Annotated in this window: 16 protein-coding genes and 1 pseudogene; 16 read left to right on the top strand and 1 reads right to left on the bottom strand. The window is 40.0% G+C overall.

The genetic code is table 11. The annotated features are described in order from the left end of the window. Nucleotides 1–21 precede the first annotated feature (21 nt). From AC1Q59_RS06265 to AC1Q59_RS06240, 6 genes and pseudogenes are all read left to right on the top strand, one after another. Nucleotides 22–1,155, top strand: coding sequence for an acyl-CoA dehydrogenase family protein (locus AC1Q59_RS06265; protein WP_492364942.1), 1,134 nt, complete (start codon nucleotides 22–24; stop codon nucleotides 1,153–1,155). 39 nt (nucleotides 1,156–1,194) lie between these two features. Beyond that, nucleotides 1,195–2,670 carry an aldehyde dehydrogenase family protein gene (locus tag AC1Q59_RS06260; protein WP_492364941.1) on the top strand — a complete coding sequence of 492 codons (1,476 nt, stop codon included), beginning with the start codon at nucleotides 1,195–1,197 and terminating at the stop codon, nucleotides 2,668–2,670. Nucleotides 2,671–2,756: 86 nt separating this feature from the next. Beyond that, a complete protein-coding gene (locus AC1Q59_RS06255; protein WP_492364940.1) occupies nucleotides 2,757–4,172 on the top strand; it encodes an MFS transporter in 1,416 nt (471 codons plus the stop codon). A gap of 126 nt (nucleotides 4,173–4,298) precedes the next feature. Next, nucleotides 4,299–5,082 (top strand): annotated as a pseudogene (locus tag AC1Q59_RS06250) (SDR family NAD(P)-dependent oxidoreductase). Nucleotides 5,083–5,095: 13 nt separating this feature from the next. Continuing rightward, a complete protein-coding gene (locus tag AC1Q59_RS06245) occupies nucleotides 5,096–5,830 on the top strand; it encodes an SDR family NAD(P)-dependent oxidoreductase (RefSeq protein ID WP_492364939.1) in 735 nt (244 codons plus the stop codon). Between the two features lie 159 nt (nucleotides 5,831–5,989). After that, nucleotides 5,990–6,412, top strand: a complete 423-nt coding sequence (locus AC1Q59_RS06240; protein ID WP_492364938.1) for a MarR family winged helix-turn-helix transcriptional regulator — start codon at nucleotides 5,990–5,992, stop codon at nucleotides 6,410–6,412. A 60-nt stretch (nucleotides 6,413–6,472) separates the two neighbouring features. On the opposite strand, the gene AC1Q59_RS06235 is transcribed toward AC1Q59_RS06240, so the two are convergent. After that, on the bottom strand, nucleotides 6,473–7,966 hold the full coding sequence (locus tag AC1Q59_RS06235) for a pyruvate kinase (protein ID WP_492364937.1): 1,494 nt from the start codon (nucleotides 7,964–7,966) through the stop codon (nucleotides 6,473–6,475). A 1,013-nt stretch (nucleotides 7,967–8,979) separates the two neighbouring features. On the opposite strand from AC1Q59_RS06235, the gene AC1Q59_RS06230 reads away from it, so the two are divergent. From AC1Q59_RS06230 to AC1Q59_RS06185, 10 genes are read left to right on the top strand one after another with little or no spacing between them, the layout of a single operon-like run. After that, entirely contained in the window at nucleotides 8,980–9,582 is a 603-nt protein-coding gene (locus tag AC1Q59_RS06230; protein WP_492364936.1) for a TetR/AcrR family transcriptional regulator, read from the top strand. A gap of 23 nt (nucleotides 9,583–9,605) precedes the next feature. Continuing rightward, entirely contained in the window at nucleotides 9,606–10,571 is a 966-nt protein-coding gene (locus AC1Q59_RS06225) for a thiamine pyrophosphate-dependent dehydrogenase E1 component subunit alpha (RefSeq protein WP_492364935.1), read from the top strand. Between the two features lie 14 nt (nucleotides 10,572–10,585). Then, nucleotides 10,586–11,587, top strand: coding sequence for an alpha-ketoacid dehydrogenase subunit beta (locus AC1Q59_RS06220; RefSeq protein ID WP_492364934.1), 1,002 nt, complete (start codon nucleotides 10,586–10,588; stop codon nucleotides 11,585–11,587). Between the two features lie 15 nt (nucleotides 11,588–11,602). Further along, the gene (locus tag AC1Q59_RS06215) at nucleotides 11,603–12,613 is read left to right on the top strand and encodes a dihydrolipoamide acetyltransferase family protein (RefSeq protein WP_492364933.1); all 1,011 of its coding nucleotides are present in this window, start codon (nucleotides 11,603–11,605) and stop codon (nucleotides 12,611–12,613) included. An 11-nt stretch (nucleotides 12,614–12,624) separates the two neighbouring features. Then, on the top strand, nucleotides 12,625–14,328 hold the full coding sequence (lpdA, locus tag AC1Q59_RS06210; RefSeq protein ID WP_492364932.1) for a dihydrolipoyl dehydrogenase: 1,704 nt from the start codon (nucleotides 12,625–12,627) through the stop codon (nucleotides 14,326–14,328). Between the two features lie 16 nt (nucleotides 14,329–14,344). After that, the gene (locus tag AC1Q59_RS06205; protein ID WP_492364931.1) at nucleotides 14,345–15,130 is read left to right on the top strand and encodes an enoyl-CoA hydratase/isomerase family protein; all 786 of its coding nucleotides are present in this window, start codon (nucleotides 14,345–14,347) and stop codon (nucleotides 15,128–15,130) included. Between the two features lie 20 nt (nucleotides 15,131–15,150). Next, complete coding sequence (locus AC1Q59_RS06200; protein ID WP_492364930.1) at nucleotides 15,151–16,698, top strand: acyl-CoA synthetase; 1,548 nt, start codon at nucleotides 15,151–15,153, stop codon at nucleotides 16,696–16,698. Continuing rightward, a complete protein-coding gene (locus AC1Q59_RS06195) occupies nucleotides 16,698–17,870 on the top strand; it encodes an acyl-CoA dehydrogenase family protein (protein ID WP_492364929.1) in 1,173 nt (390 codons plus the stop codon). Before AC1Q59_RS06200 ends, AC1Q59_RS06195 begins: the two co-directional genes overlap by 1 nt. A 55-nt stretch (nucleotides 17,871–17,925) precedes the next feature. Beyond that, nucleotides 17,926–19,083, top strand: coding sequence for an acyl-CoA dehydrogenase family protein (locus AC1Q59_RS06190; RefSeq protein WP_492364928.1), 1,158 nt, complete (start codon nucleotides 17,926–17,928; stop codon nucleotides 19,081–19,083). A gap of 18 nt (nucleotides 19,084–19,101) precedes the next feature. Next, nucleotides 19,102–19,866: an enoyl-CoA hydratase/isomerase family protein gene (locus AC1Q59_RS06185; RefSeq protein ID WP_492364927.1), complete on the top strand. Its 765-nt coding sequence runs from the start codon at nucleotides 19,102–19,104 to the stop codon at nucleotides 19,864–19,866. The last annotated feature ends 7 nt before the right edge of the window (nucleotides 19,867–19,873 follow it).

Below are 19,873 nucleotides of genomic sequence, written 5' to 3'. Positions count from 1 at the left end.
TAAATAGGAGGTGAAAAAATAATGGATTTTTCATTAAATGAAGAACAAGAAATGTTTGGCAGCTATGTTAGAAAATATTTAAACGATAAAGGGCAAACGAGAATTGCCCGCAGTTTTATCAAAGGTGATGTTGAGCACTATCAATCTATCTTTAAGGGTCTGGCTGAATTAGGATGTGCAGGCATCAATATCCCAGAAGAGTATGGCGGAATGGGGATGGGTTCCCTGGACCTCATTCCCGTCCTTGAAGAGTGGGGCCGAAATGTGATGCCTGGTTTGTATGTGGAAACAAATGCCTTTGCCGTGCCGATCATTGAGAAATTTGGAACGAAGGAGCAAAAGGAAACCTATTTGCCGGCGATTGCTGAGGGGACCCATACCGTTTCGATTGCTTGGCTGGAGCCTGGCGGAAGCTACAATCCTAAAGATATTAGCATGACAGCAGACATAGAAGGTGATGCCATTCTATTAAATGGTACAAAATCTTTAGTGCCGGATGGGGAAATTGCCAGCAGTGTCATTTTGCCCGTACGTACCTCAGAGGGAGAGGGAGAAGAAGGAATTACCCTAATCATTGTTGATATGTCGGAGCAAACAAAAATTCGCAGACTGCAGAATATAGACGAATCGCGGCATTTGGCAGAAATTACCTTTGATCAGGTGAGGGTAAGCAAGTCGCAAATTTTAGGGCCTTTGCACAAGGGGTGGGAAGTAATCGAGGAAGGCCTGCTGTCGTTTAATGCGGCACTTGCTGCAGCGATGGTTGGCGGTATGGAGAAAGTTGTTGATATGGCAGCAGAATATGCAAAGATCAGGGTGCAATTTGGCCAGCCGATTGGGCGTTTTCAGGCGATTAAACATCGAATCGCTGATATGAAAGTGGATCTTGAAACAGCAAGGTCACTCGCCTATTACGCAAATTGGGCACTGGAAAATCAGACAGAGGACCGAGTTCAAGCTATTGCTTGTGCACGATTATTCGCAGCAGAGGCTTTTATCAAAGGTGCCGGACATAATGTCCAAATTCATGGGGGAATAGGTTTTACGGAGGAAATCGATTGTCATCTCTTCGTCAAACGGGCCCGCTTTTATGAAAACTACTTGGGAAGCAGCCAATATTATTATGAAAAAGCTGCTGCTGCATTAGGCTGGTAAAAGGGTTTCTGCAACTCGTTCAAAAAAGGAGGGAAAAAGATGGAGACAGTTAGGCAAATAAAAGAGTTTTATAATATCATTAACGGCAAGCAAGTCCCTGCTTTTTCAGGAAAAACGCTTGAGAGTAAAGATCCGTCTACTGGCAAAGTATGGGCTGCCATTCCTTTGAGCTCACCTGAGGATGCCGAAGAAGCCATTTCTGCAGCAAAAAGTGCTTTTGGCCAGTGGTCGGCGCTTTCTGCAGCAGAACGGTCAGCCTATTTAAGGCAAATTGGGGATCTTGTGTCAGAGTACGCAGAGGAATTGTCTGTACTAGAAACAAAAGATACGGGCTGGGTTATCCGCGAAACAAGCTATGGGCTTATCCCCGCTTTAACAAGTATATGGTATGATGCGGCCAGTGCTGCTTCTATGGCCAGCAGAGGAGAGACTATTCAGCTGGATTCCCGGACGTTTGGCTATACATTAAGAGAACCATTAGGAGTCGTTGTAGGGATACTCCCATGGAATTCACCGTTATTTACTTTTACGATCAAGGCGGCCTATGCGCTTGCAGCAGGAAATGCACTGGTGATCAAACCATCGGAGTTTGCCTCAGTCTCATGCCTGCGCTACGGAGAGCTGCTTAACACCATCCTTCCTCCTGGGATTTTAAATGTAGTTTCGGGGGATGGCGTGGCTGGAGAGGCTTTGGTCAGCCATAAAGATGTCAGTCGGGTAACGTTAACCGGCTCGGTCAACACCGCAAAAGCGATTGCCCGATCAACGGCCCAGGCACCAAAGCCGCTTACATTTGAGCTTGGAGGAAAGTCACCGAATATTGTCTTTGCAGATGCCAATTTGCAAAAAGCCGCCGAAGGGGTGACGACGAATGGAATCTTCACCGGTAATGCCGGACAGCTCTGTGTTGGCGGCTCAAGAATTCTAATTCAAAGATCTGTCCTTGATGAAATGATTTATTTAATGAAGGAAGTATTGACGAAAAATATTAAACTCGGAAATACCATGGATCCGCAAACAACTATGGGCCCAATCGCCAATGAGGCCCAATATAAAAAGGTCTGCAGCTATATTGAATTAGGGATCCAAGAAGGCGGAAAAATCTTGGCAGGCGGGCGTTATGGCGGAGATGCCTTATTGCCAGAGGATCCAGCGTGTTCGGGGGGGTACTGGGTAGAACCAACTTTAATTAAGGTAACTAGTAATTCACTTCGAGTATGCCAGGAGGAAATTTTCGGACCAGTAGCAACTGTGATGGTCTTTGATACAGAGGAAGAAGCGCTTGCTATTGCGAATGATACTAATTATGGCTTAGGAGCAGGTGTCTGGACGGCGAATTTAGATCGCGCACATCGGATGATTAAGAAAATAGAATCAGGCAATGTTTGGGTGAATACGTATCGCCGAGTCGGACCTGAATTGCCATTTGGCGGTTTTAAAGACAGCGGTTTTGGCAAGGATGCGATCCTGGAAAATACGAGGGAAAAGACCTGCATGATTGAAGTGGGAGAGTAAATAGGGGCAACTAATCGTTGTCTCTTTTTTTGAAATAAATAGTCTGAAATTTTTGAATAAATATTTCGAAAGTAGGAGGCGGAAATATGGGGGAAAAGTCCGTTCGGAGGTCCTTTCATTTCTTATGTCTGGGAATTCTTCTTGTGGTATTTGCTGAAGCAACACATATCCCGGCTTATCCAAAAATGCTGGAGCATTTTGGTTTAGGTGCAGGATATTCGGTCTATATGCAATTAGGTTTTGCCCTGGGGCTTACTGGTTTTCAGCCATTAATGGGCTGGCTTTCTGATACCCTTGGACAAAAGGCGGTCATTCTATTCGGGGCTGTTCTGCTTACTGTTGGATCCTTCTTGATTGCATTCGCTCCAATTTTCTGGGTATTAGTTTTTGGACTCTTTTTAAAGGGATTTTCTGGTGCAGCTGTCATTCCGGCAGGAGTCACATTTGTCGGTAAATACTTTAACAATGAACAGCGCGGAAAAACCATGGGGATTTATGGGTTTTATACCGTGCTTGGCGGGTTAGCAGGACCATTGCTGAGCGGAATGTTTGTTGATCAATTAGGGTGGAACTCAATCTTTATTCTTTGCGGAGTTTTTGGTGTAATCACCTTCTTGCTGTTTGCTTTTGGCGTGCCAAATGTCAAAGGAGAAAAGTCCGCTTCCTTCGATTTCCTTGGAGTCTTATTTGTATTTTTATTATTGGGAGGACTTTTATCGGTTCCTACCTTTATTAATAATTACGGCATTTCTTCTTGGATGTGGGTTCCTGCTTTTGCTGTCGCTGTTGTCTCTTTTCTTTTGCTGCTTGTCGTGGAAAAAAAGCACAAAAAGCCGCTGCTTGATATTCCATATGCAAAGACGAGGACCTTTTGGGTACCTTCAGCCATTGCGATTATTATGTACATGTCATTTAGCAGTGTCATGTATGTATTAACCTTCTTTGTGCAGGGGGTTCAAGGGAAATCTTCTACCATTGTTGGATTGCTGCAATTCCCGCTATTTTTAACAATGGCATTGGCCAATATAATAAGCGGAAGCTTAATGAATAGGTATACAGCCAGAAGATTAATCGGTATTAGCATCGGTGTGCTAATAGCAGGGGTTGGAATGCTTTCTATGGCAAAAATCGATACTTCCTTTTGGTATTTGTTTATCGCGATGAGCTTAATCGGAACTTCCATCGGCATGGTCGGCCCTGTCGTGAAATCCGTCATCGTTTCCAAGGCAAGCCCTTCCCGCTTAGGCGTTGTTTCATTCACCTATGTCACTATAGAAAATGTGGCCTCTAGAGTAGGTGCATCCTTTGCCCTTGTGACCTTTGCTATATTTGCAAAAGGCGGAAACGCCGCAGGAGCCCTTGCTTCAACCGCTATTTTACTGACAGTTTTTACAGCGATATCCTTTCTATTTCTGATTTTAATTCCTAAACGAGGAAACCAGCCAGATTCAGAGGAACTAATCAGCGAAACGAAAGATTCAGAAACGACTATTACGACGTAAAATATTAGTCAGCTGGACTGGAATTTCATTTCAGTCCAGCTGATTTCATTGTTCAAAAATAGGCAGGTATATCTAATTGCAAACCGCAGCCCATGATGATATTATAGTTAGGTACCTAATATTTAGATGTCTAAATATATGCGAAAAGAGGTCATTTTTATGAGATTAGCAGGCAAGGTTGGGATTGTCACTGGCAGTGCTTCGGGCATCGGCAGGGGGATTGCTCTTGCGATGGCTAAGGAAGGGGCACATATTGCCATTGTTGATGTGAATGAGGAAAAAGGCAAAGAGACCTTTGCTGATGTGGATCAAATTTACAGAAGGTATGCTTTTTATCAAGGATATTACAGTAAAGGAAAATATATCCGGAATTGTCGAAGAGGTTGTGAAGAAGTTTGGCCGGCTGGATATTCTGGTTAATAATGCACACGTGTCCAGACAGGCACCTTTTATGGAAACAACCCTTGAACACTTTGATTTATCATTCGGGACAAGCTTTTATCCGACCTTTCATTTTATGCAGGCGGCCTATCCCGAATTGAAAAAAACAAAAGGGAAAGTAATCAATTTTGCTTCCGGAGCGGGATTGGATGGTCAAGTCACCCAAACTTCCTATGCAGCAGCCAAAGAGGCCATCCGCGGAATGTCGCGTGTTGCGGCAAACGAGTGGGGCCCCGATGGGATTAATGTGAACTTAATTTCCCCAATTGCTCTTACACCCGGGGTGGAGCAATGGAGTAAGAGTTTCCCGGATCTATATGAGGCAATGCTTAATAAAATTCCGCTGCGCCGTTTGGGCGATCCTGAACAAGATATTGGCAGAACAGCGGTCTTTTTGGCAAGCAAGGATTCAGACTATATAACTGGCCAGACTTTTATGGTGGATGGCGGATCAATTAAATTACGGTAAGGAGTGAACGTACATGGGACGTTTAGATAATAAAGTAGCCATAATAACTGGAGGAGCTTCAGGCATTGGCGAAAAAATGGTGGATCTTTTCAGTAAAGAAGGTGCCATTGTAATTGCAGCAGATATTAATGAAGAGGCACTTGAACGGGCAAATCAGAAAGAAAATGTGCATGGCATGAAATTAAATGTAGCATCGGATGAAAGCTGGCAGGAATTTGCCAAAGAAGTGAACGATCGCTTCGGAAGAATTGATATACTAGTAAATAACGCAGGAATCTCTTCAGAAAAGCCTTATCAGGAAATCAATCTGGATGACTGGCAAAAAATGATGTCCATTAATAGCTTTGGACCATTTGCAGGAATGAAGCATGTGGCTCCATACATGGCGGCAAATAATAAGGGATCCATCATTAATATTTCCTCTTATACCGCGCAAATTGGCCAAGGCTTTAATCATTATTCAGCATCAAAAGGGGCGGTCCGTGCGATATCAAAAGCAGCGGCAACCACCTTCGGCCGCCAGGGAATCCGCGTAAATGCATTATTCCCAGGAATTATCAACACACCAATGACACAAGGACTTAGCTCATCCAAAGACCTTCTAGGACGCCTGATCCAGGCAACACCGCTTCAGCGCTTAGGCGAGCCAGAAGACATCGCAAACGCAGCCCTATTCCTGGCATCCGACGAATCCTCCTACATCAGCGGAGCCGAACTCATCATAGACGGCGGATTCTCAGCACAATAACACGTTAACGCATTAAACCAATGGGGGTCAGTCCCCCGATGCGTTAATGCTTTAAACTGTTGGGGGTCAGTCCCCCGGTGCGTTAATGCTTTGCACCAATGGGGGCCAGTCCCCCAGTGCGTTAATGCTTTACTCATAGAAAGCGAGGGACCAATACATATGGAAGAGAAAACGATTTTTGAATTGATTCATACGATGGATAAGGTCACAAACAATTTAATCATTGAGTGGAATAAATTATTTGGGGAAAACCTTGGGATTTCACATATTCTTATCCTCAGTCACTTAAGGCAATATGGAAAGAGCCGGCCTTCTGATATTGCCAGAGCTCTGGGATTGACCCCTCCAACCCTTACCCACCTGGCAGAAAAACTTGTCAAAAAGAAATTGGCTGTTCGACTAAATGATTCGGCAGACAGGAGAATTATCTATTTAGGCATAACTGAACAAGGAATCGACATGGTCAAAAAAGCGCAGGAGAAGGGAAGTGCACTAAGGCAAAACCTATTCGGAAAACTGTCTGGAGAGGAACACCAGCAGCTTCTAAAGATATACGAAAAATTAAACTCAGAATCGGAATAGCTTGGACATAACTGCGACTTGTTTAAAGCGAGAACTGGAATAATCTTTCCAAAGCCCCGCTTAAAAACCATATTGAACAAACGGAAAAAACAATGAGTCATTCCGTTCCTGCATTAGTATTTCGCGCGTTTCGTCTACCTGCCCAATCAAGTGGACGGCATCTGTAATATAGGGGCCTTTATTCAGCATAATGCAGTCGGCATTTAGCCCATGGAAGAGATCGGTCATTTCTGTTCTGGCTGGAACCCCTTTTTTGGTCATTCTTTCTAGCACACCCGTTGCCCAAATGACTGGAATATGAGCTGCCTCACAAAGAAGCATGATGGAATTTTGCAGGCTTGGAAGCTGGGGAAACCCCATTTCAACAGCAAGATCGCCACGGGCAATCATTATCCCAAATGAATCTAAATTAAGCCCCTCCATTAGAATTTTCCCCAAATGGTGAAAGGCTTCCTTCGTTTCGATTTTTGCAACGATGCCGATATTCTTAGAAGTCAGCCACTCGATATGTTCTTTTAGCCGTCTAATATCCCGGGGCTGATGGGCAAAAGAAAGGCCGATAATATCTGCGAGCTCGCATATGACAGGCAAGCATTCCAAATCCTGGGCGGTAATGGCTGGTACATTTAGATAGGTCAGTGAATCAGGAAAATTTAACCCCTTGCCGGTTTTTAATTTTACAGGATTCTTATGGACGTTTATTATTTTAGCCTCGATATAATCTGCCTCTGTATTGATAACGACCGCACTGATTTTCCCGTCATCAATATAAACCCTGTCACCATTTTTCACATTCGTTAATGCTTTTGGCAGAGTGATTCCCATTGAAATCATTTGACTATCTTGGGGTTCCTCTTTGTATTGAACCGAACGATAAATTCTTACCATACATCCATCTGTTAATTCGATAGTAAGTTTTTCTCCATAACCCTTTACGGATTTTATCTCGGTGATGCGGATTTTCGGCCCGGGTAAATCCATATATACTTTGCACGGGAAATTCTTGTTTTCCCCTTCCCGCAACCACTTAAAAAATTCTCTCCAAATTTCTGGGTCATCATGTGCACAGTTAATCCTGGCAATCGTCATCCCGGCGTTCAATAGATCAGTGAAGATGCCTGGGCTTTTCAGCATTGAGCGATCAAGTGTCACCATAATAGGTTGTGAATGATGATTGCGAGGGAGACCCAGCAACTTAGTTTTTCTGCTGTTTTTCATTTTTGCAGCTTCTTCCGGATGGAAAGGATGAATAAAAGGAAGGCTGTTTTCTTGCTGTGCAGACAAATTATGAATCATGGCATTAAGTGAATAAAGCACATGAGAATGAATGTTTCTGCTCGAAGAAAGACCTTGAGCAAGTAACTCATCTTCTAGATCCAGGGTATTCATGCTTCGAAACTTTAAAAAGGCAGATAAATTTTGTTTGCTTTTTATCGAGGGCGGAAGGGATGTCCGTTCCTCCTTAATGATCAAACTTTCATCTATCTCCTTATAGATCTGGATAAGCTGATCCTTTAATTTCTCTCTTTTTAGCAAAAGTTCCCGATCTGGCATAAACTCACCTCGCACTGCTCTGTATCAGACATTTTATGAAGCTGGCAGGTGAAGGGTGCTTATGCCTATTGAAAAGGGCTGATTTGTGTAAAAAAATGGTGTTGTTTAGACAGAATTGTCCATTTTTCTATTAAAAGAGTCTAAAGCTGCTCCAACTTTGGACAGAGCATAAGGAAAATCCAGTGAATAAGTCTGAAGTTCAACTAACTTCGGACAAAGCCCCTTTTAGATCAAATAAAAGAGTCTAAAGCAGCTCCGACTTCGGACAGAGCATAAGGAAAATCCAGTGAATGAGTCTGAAGATCAATTAACTTTGGACAAATCCCCTTTTAGATCAAATAAAAGAGTCTAAAGCTGCTCCAACTTTGGACAAAGCAGAAGTAAAATCCAGTGAATGAGTCTGAAGTTCAACTAACTTCGGACAAAGCCCCTTTTGGATGAAATAAATGAGTCTGAAGCTGCTTCAACTTTGGACAAGGCACCACCTGGATCAAATAAAAGAGTCTAAAGCTTCCCGACTTCGGACAGAGCAGTCCAGGAAATTGGTGTAGCTGTCTGAATATGCTTTGACTTCGGACAGAAAGCTAGAAAAGCCTAATAAAGGAGTCTGAAGCTTCTCTAACTTTGGACTAAGTACCCTTAAATCTATTAAAACAGTCCCAAGCTTCCCAGACTTCGAACAGAACAGAGAGAAAATCCATTGAAGGAATTAAAAGATTCGGGATAGGTAGATAGTCATAATCCATCTCGTCCTGACAATTGGTAAATTATAATAAAGTAAAAAAACTAAAACCAGTTATTTGAAGTAAGGGGTATTTCGATATGGCAGAGAGATCCGTTGTAAATATTTTCAGAATTTTTTAATTTGTATTATTGACAAAAAACCGGACGGTCGGTATGATGATGTTAGTAACATACCGGACGGTTGGCAGGTGGAAGGTTAAATAAATAGGTACCTACAATTATCATTTATAAATAAAAAACTAGAAAATTACAGCCAAGGTGGTTAAAAAATGTCTAAAGTCATTCAACCCAATAAGGGTCAAGATAGAAAATCTGAAATATTAGATGCAGCATTAACCCTTTTTGTGAAAAATAGCTATCATGGTACATCTATTCAGGATATTGCCCATGCTGCTGGTTTAACTAAAGGAGGATTATATCACCACTTAAAGAGTAAGGAAGAAATTCTTTTTCTACTACACGAAAGATTCATTTCCGAAGGATTAAAAAGGCTGCAAACAATAGAGAAGGAAACTTTATCACCAAAGGAAAAACTTATTAAATTACTTAAGGCGCACTTAGAGATTATTCATGAGTATAAGGATGATATAACAATATTCTTTAAAGAATGGGGCAGTTTATCAGGCGAAAATTTTAAAATTGTTAAAAAGAAACGAACCGAATATGAAAAAATATTTATTAAGGTTTTAGAAGAGGGGAAGCAAGAAGGAATATTCACGGTAGAAGATAGCAGGATTTCCCTTTTTTATATTCTAGGTGCAAGTAACTTTATGTACCAGTGGTATGAACCACAAGGAGATTTGCAATTAGATGACCTTGCAAGGATCTATTTGGGAATAGTAACCAATGGGATTTACACACATAAAGATTAATGATTATGAAAGGGCGTGTAGTATTGAAAGACATTCCTAATGAAGTACTAATTTCTCTATACCGTACAATGATAAAAATACGCGGGTTTGAAGAGAGAGTATCTGGATTATTTTCAGATGGATTCATTCCAGGTTTCTTACACCTATACATTGGTCAGGAGGCTGTAGCAACTGGTGTTTGTACGAATCTATCAAAAAATGATTATATCACGAGTACACATAGGGGACACGGCCACTGTATTGCAAAAGGAGCCGAGGTCAAAAAAATGATGGCAGAGCTTTTTGGAAAAGAAACCGGATATTGTAAAGGAAAAGGAGGTTCCATGCATGTAGTAGATGTGGAACTGGGGATTCTAGGCGCGAATGGTATTGTTGGAGCCGGGATGCCCATCGCAGTTGGAGCAGGGGTAACGGCAAAATTAAAAAATCAAGGTCAAGTGGTCATTCCATTCTTTGGAGAAGGAGCCACAGGAATTGGATATTTCCATGAGGCTTTAAATATGTCCGCTATCTTAAAACTGCCGATCATTTTTGTTTGTGAGAGTAATCGTTATGCAGAGTTTACAACCCGTGATAAACATTTACCAACAGAAACGGTTGTAGAGAGAGGATTGGCATACGGAGTTGAGAGTTTCCTGATTAATGGAAATGATGTTTTAGAAGTTTATCATACGATGAAAGAATTGATCGCTCGTACCAGAGAAGGCGAAGGGCCATTTCTTGTCGAGTGTATGACAAATCGATGGAGTGGTCATTTTGAAGGAGACCCGCAGCGATACCGGCCGGAAGGTGAAATAGAGAGCTGGAAGAAAAATGACCCAATCTTAGAATATAGGACAAAATTAACACAGGAATTTGGGATTGCAGAAAATGATTTAGAATCTATAGATGAATCCATAAAAATGGAACTTGATGAAGCTGAACAATTTTCACGGGAAAGTCCATTTCCAAATGAGCTTTCAACTTTAGAAGATGTATATTCCAGTTAAAAGGGGTGATTCATATGGCAGTAATTAGATATAACAAAGCAGTTAACCATGCGTTAGGTGAAGAAATGCGAAGAGATTCCACCGTAATTATTGCAGGAGAAGATGTTGGTGAATCAGGGGGATCATTTGGAATCACACGGGGATTAATAAAGGAATTTGGTTCTTCTCGGGTAATAGATACCCCCATTAGTGAATCTGCAATAGTTGGATTAGCGGTAGGTGCTTCTTCAACAGGTTTAAGACCTGTTATTGAAATCATGTTTATGGATTTTATTGCCGTCTGCTTTGATCAAATTATTAATCAAGCAGCAAAAATGAGATATATGTCAGGCGGACAAATGACGTTGCCGCTAGTTATTCGTACACAAGGCGGTGCCGGATTAAACGCGGGACCTCAGCATTCGCAAAGCCTTGAGGCATTATTAATGCATATCCCTGGAATAATTGTTGTAATGCCCTCTAATCCTTATGATGCGAAGGGATTATTAAAAACAGCCATCCGTGACAATAACCCTGTTATTTTTATTGAAAATAAAGCTTTATATGGAATGAAGGGTGAGGTTCCAGATGAAGAATATACAATACCCTTCGGTCAAGCAAAAATTGTGAAAGAGGGTTCGGATGTTACTATTGTTGCTCTAGGACAGATGGTAAACAAAGCTGTTGAGGCTTCTAAACAACTTGAAAATATTGGAATATCCGCGGAGGTTATTGACCCAAGGACAATTACCCCACTAGATACAGAAACCATAAAGAAGTCTGTGGAGAAAACAGGAAGATTAATTATCGTTCATGAAGCGGTTAAAATTGGCGGTGTAGGTGCAGAAATCGCTGCAATGGTTCAGGAAGATCTTTTTGATTATTTAGATGCACCAATACAAAGGGTTGCTGCACCTTTTACACCGGTACCTTATAGTACACCTCTAGAAAATTTTTACTTGCCCAATGAAGATGATATTATTCATTCTGTCAAAAAAATATGTGTGGGAAGACAGTTCTCAACACTAAGTTTTTAAAAGGAGGAGGACTATTTGTCAATTGCAGATAAAGCTCCTTTTGCATCTCCTAGGGCTAAACGATATGCCAGGAATATAGGAATTTCCTTAGCCAATGTAGAGGGAAGCGGTCCAAATGGAAGGATTATTGAACAGGATGTTATTTACTATTACAAAAAGCTCCAAAATATACAACAAGAAAACACCCCACTTGCTGCTCATCGCAGAACCATTACTCCACTAGCAAAGAATATAGCAAATATCGAAAAAGTTAATATAAATGATATACAAGGCTCTGGAGTTAATGGAAGAATCATAAGTACAGATGTCTTGAAAAGTATTCATCAATCAGTTGATAAGACAACCAGTAAAAAAGTTAAACTTTCGGGTATTAGAAAAGTCATTGCTGCAAGAATGTCTGAGAGTAAGAGAACTGCTCCTCACGTCACACTAACGGTTAAAATAGAAGCTTCTAAACTAGTGAAATTTAAGGAAAGCTTGACACAAAGATCTAATCTCAAAATTAGTTTTACTGATATTTTAGTTAAAATTCTTGCCGAAAGTATCTGGAAAAATCAAGGGATCAATGTTTCTTTGGAAAAAGAGGAAATAGTTTATCACGATGATATAAATATTGGTGTTGCTGTTGCCATAGAGAATGGATTAGTTGTACCGGTTATTAAAACAGCAGATCAAAAATCTATCAGTGAAATTGCATTAGAAGTCAAAGAAATGGCAAATAGGGCAAGAGATTCCAGGCTAAAGCCAGATGACCTAGCTAATGGAAGGTTTACTATTAGTAATTTGGGAATGTATGAGGTTGATGGTTTCACTCCGGTTATTAACCAGCCTGAAAGTGCCATTCTTGGTGTTGGCAGAATTATTGAAGATGTTATTGTTGAAAACGAACAAATTAGAATTGGAAAAACGATGACACTGTCACTTTCGTTCGACCATCGCGTGATGGATGGGGCACCCGCTGCAAAGTTTTTGGGAACAATAAAATATTTAATTGAACATCCCGATGAAATTATTTCAAATGAGTAAAGGTGATTTATATGAAAATAGATATTATTGTGCCAAAAGCAGGTTTAACTATGAAAGAGGCACAAATTGCCGCATGGTTAGTTAGGGAAGGGCAGAATGTGAAGAAAGACGAGGCAATAGCTGAACTAACAACTGAGAAAATGACAGTCGAGGTATTGGCCCCTGAAGACGGAATTCTAAGTTCTATTTTAAAGCCAGAGGGTGATGAGGTTAAGGTTGGGGAGACTCTTGCGGTATTGAGTGCAAATACTGAAACACCATTTAAAGAAGTAAATATGAACCAGCCTGATTCAGTCTCAAAATGCAATAAATTATCTGAATATAATAATGATTCAGAATTCTTTGATGTCGCTGTAATTGGCGGAGGACCCGGAGGTTATGTTGCCGCCATTCGTGCCGCACAATTAGGAGGAAAGGTTGTTCTAATAGAACGTGATACCCTTGGCGGTGTTTGTTTAAATTCAGGATGTATACCGACTAAAACCTTACTAAAAGGTGCAGAACTTGTAAAACTACATGGTGTGTCTAAAGAATTTGGCATCTTGTATAGTAAGCCAGAAATTGATTATTCAATCCTTAATACGAAGAAAGATGCAATCATTCAACAGCTTCTAAAAGGAATTTCTTACTTATTAAATAAAAATAACATAACTCTTCTAAAGGGTTTTGGAAAGGTTATTTCTCCAAATCACGTGGTTATTGAAGATAGCAATGGTAATCATCAAACAATAAATAGTAAAAACATCATATTAGCAACGGGATCTAAGCCCTCTTTACCGCCTATTCCTGGATTAAAAGAAGCGAACCCTTTAACAAATAAAGAGGCACTTGCATTAAAGAAATTACCTGAAAGTATTGCCATTATTGGCGGTGGAGCTATTGGCTGTGAATTCGCTGGGATCTATGCACCACTTGGGGTAAAAGTTGTACTAATAGAAAGTGAAGATGAAATTCTCACTGGATTTGATAAAGACCTTTCTAAGTATTTAAAAAGGTCTCTCAAAAAAGATGGAGTAGAAATATTAACTTCAGCTAAGGTTATGGAGATAAAATCGGAAAGTAATGGGAAAACGCTTTATGTTGAACACAAACAATCATTAAAAGATATCGCTGTAAAGGAAATCCTAGTTGCTGCTGGCAGGAAATCCGTCGTTCAAAATTTGAAAGAGATAGGCTTAGAAGTTGGAGATGGTGCAATAAAAGTAGATGAATACCTTCAGACAAATATTGATTCTATTTATGCAATTGGAGATATGACAGGGATTGACCGGCTAGCACACGTCGCTTCTGCTCAAGGAGTTGCCGCTGCAGAAAATTGTATGGGGCATAAAAAGAAAATGAACTATCAGCATGTTCCCCGTTGTATTTATACATCCCCGGAAATCGCTTCGGTTGGTCTCACTGAGAAGGAGGCCCAAGAGAAGGGTTACGAAATCCAGGTAGGCAAATACAGTTTTAATAGTAATGGCAGGGCATTAACAAATGGCAGCTCTGAAGGTTTTGTGAAAATTATCCGTGAAAAAAAATATAATCAAATTTTAGGAGTTCATATTATTGGCAAGCATGCATCTGAGTTAATTTCCGAAGCCGTATTAGCTTTAAATCTAGAAGCAACACCGGAGGAGTTTGCCATCACCATACACCCTCATCCAACATTGTCAGAAGGATTATATGAGGCAGCTTTAGCAAGTATAGATAAAGGAATTCATTTATAGAAAGGTTGGATAAAACGTGGAAGCATTAAAATATGTTAGAACCAAATTGGAAGCCGGAATCGCAATAATTACTATCGATCGTCCGGAAGTCCTTAATGCTATAGACGATGTTACATTGGCGGAATTAGAGGAAGCCTTTAATCAAATTGAGGATAATGATCGAATTCAAGTGGTAATAATAACTGGCGGAGGGGAAAAGGCCTTCGTGGCAGGCGGGGATATTGCTGCCATGAAAAGAATGGATGTAATTGAAGGAGAAAGATTTGTATATAAAGGACAAAATGTTTTAAGAAAAATTGAGAATAGCAGAAAGGTTGTTATTGCTGCAATTAATGGTTACGCATTAGGCGGTGGAACGGAATTGGCATTAGCCTGTGATATAAGGATTGCATCAGATAAAGCTCAATTAGGTTTACCAGAAGTTTGTATTGGACTTTACCCTGGATGGGGAGGAACACAAAGGCTGGTGAGATTAGTCGGGAAGGGAATTGCAAAAGAGTTGGTTTTTACAGGAAGACGAATAGCGGTTCAAGAGGCAAAAGAATTAGGAATTATTAATAAAGTTGTTCCGCAAGAAGAATTAATGAACGAAAGTAAAAAGCTAGCAGAATCAATCTTGGCCAATAGTCCAATTGCAGTTCAACAATCCAAAAAAGCAATAAATCAAGGAAGTGAAGTTTCATTGGATATTGCCCTATCTCTTGAAGCAGAGGCTTGGCTAGTTAACTTTAGCACAGAGGATCGAGTAGAAGGCTTAAGTGCCTTTTTAGAAAAAAGAAAACCAAAATATCAAGGGAGATAAAATGTATTAGGAGTGGTTCGATGAAATTTGAAGGATCTATTAATTTTTCTTCACTAGCAAAAAAATGGTCAATAGAAAAGCCAGATAATGAAATCATTGTCTATGAAAATAGGAGAATTACTGGAAGACAATTAAATGAAAGGGTAAGTGCATTAGCGCAGGGACTTATATCCTTAGGAGTAAAAAAAGGTGATAGGGTAGGAATTTTGCTTTTCAATTGTTCTGAATTTTTTGAAATAATATTTGCAGTAAATCGAATTGGAGCTGTGTTCCTTCCATTAAATTTCCGATTAGCTCCAGATGAAATTGCCTTTATTTTAAATAATGCTGGAGCAAAAGCAATCATTACCGAGGAGTCCTTCCATCAAAATATTGATTCCATTAGAAATGATGTTAAAGACCTAAAGAGTTACATATCCCTATCAATTCAAGTGGATCAAAATTGGACTTCTTACAACCATCTAATAGATTCCAATTATGGGGCTGAGGTTCCTGATGAACATGTTGAATTGAGTGATTTGCATCGCCTAATGTACACATCGGGCACAACATCACGACCAAAAGGAGTAATGATTTCCTACGAAAACTTGTATTGGAAGAATATCGGCCATATTTGGACATTTGATATAACACCTGAAGATAAAACTCTAATTGTTGGACCTTTATATCATGTTGGTGCATTAGACCTTCCGGCAAGTGGTGTATTACATCGTGGCGGCAGTGTAGTTATATTAAGAAAATTTGATCCTGATATGGTTTTATCGACAATAGAGAAAGAGAAGCCGACAAATATTTGGTTAGCACCTGCTATGCTCAATATGCTCCTTCAGTATGAAGAAGCACATAAATATAATCTTGATTCTATTAGGTTTATCATCGCTGGTGGAGAAAGAATGCCGGAGCCACTAGTAGAAAAAATTAAAGCTTTATTCAAAAATGCATGGTTCTGTGATGCCTATGGATTAACAGAAACCGTTTCTGGAGACACATTTCTTCCAAAATCAAAGACTATTGAAAAGTTAGGTTCAGTAGGAAAACCATGTATCCATTTAGATATGAATGTTGTTGATGATGAGGGGAATAAAGTTATACCAGGTGAAATTGGAGAAATAGTTTTCAGAGGGCCAAAGGTAACTAAAGGCTATTGGAATGATGAAGAAGCAACGAAAAAAGCAATTAAGAACGGATGGTTCCATACAGGAGATATGGGATACGTGGATGAAGAGGGCTATCTCTATATTACCGACCGAAAAAAAGACATGATCGTAAGCGGAGGAGAAAATATTGCATCACTTGAAGTTGAGAGGGTGCTGTATGGGAATCCCAAAGTATTAGAGGCTGCTGTTATTGGGGTCCCTCATCCCAAATGGGGAGAGGTTCCAAAAGCGTATATTGTGGCGAAAAGAGGGGAGAGCGTCACTGAAGAGGAGCTATTATCCTTTTGTAAGGAAAGACTAGCAAAATATAAAGTTCCGCAAGAGATTGAATTTATAAATGAACTTCCAAGAAACCCTTCGGGAAAAGTTCTGAAAAGGGAATTAAGGGAAAATAGGAGGCAGCGAGTTTAATGAATTTTGAAATTACAGAAGAACAAATGATGTTAAAAGAGGGTGTTAGAAAAATTGCCCAGAACTTTGGTTTAGAATACTGGCGTGAAAAGGATTCTAAGCATGAGTTTGTACATGAATTATGGGAAACACTTGGGAAAAACGGATATATAGGGGTAGCGATTGGAGAGAAATATGGCGGTGCAGGACTTGGCCTAGTTGAAATGGCTATGGTTATTGAAGAACTGGCAAAGGCTGGAGCTGGCTCAACAGTAGGCCAACTGTTTATGTTAACTCCTATTTTCGGAGGAGTAACGATTGAACTTCATGGAAGTGAAGAACAAAAACGTGAATTTCTTCCTAAAATCTCATCAGGTGAAATGAAATTTTGCATGGCTTTAACTGAACCAAACGCTGGAAGTAATTCACTAGAGGTTTCCACTTTTGCAAAAAAGGACGGAGATCATTATATCATCAATGGTCAGAAAATTTGGATTTCTGGAGTTGATGTTGCAGACAAAATGCTGCTGATTGCTAGAACAACACGCAAGGAAGAGGTTCAAAAGAAAACAGACGGGATAAGTTTGTTTTTAGTAGATGCTAAAGATCCGGCTATTACCTCTAAATCAATTGAAAAAGTTGGAACCCATACGGTTAGATCTGATGCTGTTTTTATTGAAAACATGAGAGTTCATAAAGATCAATTGATAGGGGAAGAAGGGAAAGGCTGGCGTTGTCTACTTGATACATTAAACGCTGAAAGAATCGTAACAACGGCCGGTCTAATAGGTACTGGACAGCTGGCTGCCAAACTAGCAGTTGATTATTCAAAAGAAAGAATTGTCTTTAATAATACACCAATTGGAGCTTACCAGGGACTTCAGTTCCCATTAGCTGAGCATAGTGCCGAATTAAATGTTGCCCAACTAATGAATTACAAGGCAGCTTGGCTGTATGATCAATCACTGCCCAATGGAGCTGAAGCAAACACAGCCAAATTAATTGCAGGGAAAGCAGCCTTCCAGATATGCGATAGAGCGATGCAGATAATGGGAGGATATGGGTATGCCAAGGAATACCATATCGAAAGATTATGGAGAGATGTCCGGCTTTTCAAAATAGCACCGGTTTCGGAGGAAATGATCTTGAACTTTATTGCCCAGCATAATTTGGGGATGCCGAGGTCGTATTAGTCTATAAGACCTTATTACTCTTAGGAAACATAATATAAATAACTGAGGTGCTAATATGGGTTTTACATTAACTTACGAACAAGAGAGCATTGTAAATAATATTAAAAGGCTTACCAAAAAATATGATCGAAAATATTGGCTAGATAATTATCAGAAGGGTACATTTCCCATCGAATTATGGAGAGAAATTTCAAATCTTGGTTATTTAGGCCTTACTGTTCCAGAAGAATACGGTGGATTGGGATTGGGTATTCAGGAATTAGCCCTTGTTGAGGAGGAATTATCACGGGCAGGTTTACCTATTGTTCTCTTGGTAATTAGCCCAGCACTTGGTACAGTCATTGTCAACAAGCATGGAAGTAATAAGCAGAAAAAAAGGCTTCTTCCTGGGACTGTTACGGGAGAAAAGACTTTCTGTTTTGCCATTACTGAACCGAACGCCGGAACAAACACTTTTAAAATAAACACATTTGCCCAAAAAGTAGGCGATGAATATATCATTTCGGGGCAAAAGCAATTTATAACTGCCTTTGATATTGCGGACTATATGTTACTTGTTGCAAGAACTAGCCCCTATGATAAAAATAACCGTTACAAAGGTCTATCCCTGTTTGTTATTGATACAAATTGTAAAGGTATCGAAAAAAGCTTAATAGATGTTCATGTCGCAAAGGTGGAAAAACAGTGGATGCTATATTTTAATGATGTACGTGTTCCTGCAAACTCTCTAATAGGAGAAGAAGGTAATGGTATTAAATATTTATTTGATGCCCTTAATCCCGAGAGAATAATGGTGGCATCGATGTGTATTGGGCTGGGGGAATATGTATTGGAGAAAACTGTAGAATATGCAAATCAAAGAGAGGTATTTTCTGGGCCCATTGGAAAATATCAAGCGCTTCAACACCCAATGGCAGAAGCGAAAGCACATCTGGAGCTAGCTAAACTCATGAATCGCAAAGCGGCGTGGAATATAGATAATAATTTAAAGGCTGCTAATGAGGCGAACATTGCAAAATTTGCAGCAGCTGATGCTGGTGTGGCTGCCTCCGATATTGCCTTACAAGTTCATGGGGGAAACGCCTATACCAAAGAATACGACCTTATGAATATTTATTCCTTTTTAAGATTACAGAAAACCGCTCCTGTATCGAGGGAAATGGTTTTAAACTATATTGGAGAACATATGCTTGGATTGCCTAAATCATATTAAGAATAAAGAGGTGGTTTTTTGCAGGAAATTGAATGTAAGAATGAAGGTGGTATTGCTCGGATATTATTAAATCGCCCCAGATATATAAATGCCTTAAGTCCTTACATGGCAGAAACAATCGCAAATCAACTATACGCTTGGAAGGAAGACAATAAGATAAAGGTAATAATTTTTGAAGGTTCAGGGAAGAAAGGTTTTTGTTCCGGTGCTGACCTAAAGTTTATGGATACGTGTACAGAGAAGGAACTAAAAGAATATTATAGGAATTTAATGTTAATTACACGAACTTTAAGTAACATAAAAATTCCGTTGATATGTATCGTTCATGGTTATGTTCTTGGCTTTGGCGGGGTACTTTTGGCCCTAAGTGATAGGGTTATAGCCTCCGAAAATATAAAAATAGGGTTCCCTGAGATCCATCACGGCAAGTTTCCATATATGGTTTTGCCCCAGTTAGTTGATGTGATGGGATATAAACGAGCACTTGAATTATTATTATCGGGACGAACGATCGACATCGACTCAGCCATTCAGTTAGGTCTGGTTCATGAAAAGATAGCAAACCAAAAGTTAAGTTTACGCCTAAATAATGTGATAGATGAAATTAATATGAATCCAGATGTCCATATTTCCGGAAAAGAGGCTGTATGGCGATTGAAGAATATGGAATATTCAGAATCGTTGTGCTTTGTGGAAGAGAAAATGTTCGAAGCCTATTTGAAGACTCGAAAAGATAACAAAATCAACGTCAAATCAGGTTTTAGGTTTGACCATAAGGAATGATGAATTA

It is taken from the genome of Cytobacillus sp. MT66 (assembly GCF_058792595.1).
Note: the sequence above shows the minus strand (reverse complement) of the source record. Positions and strands in the feature narration are given on the sequence as shown.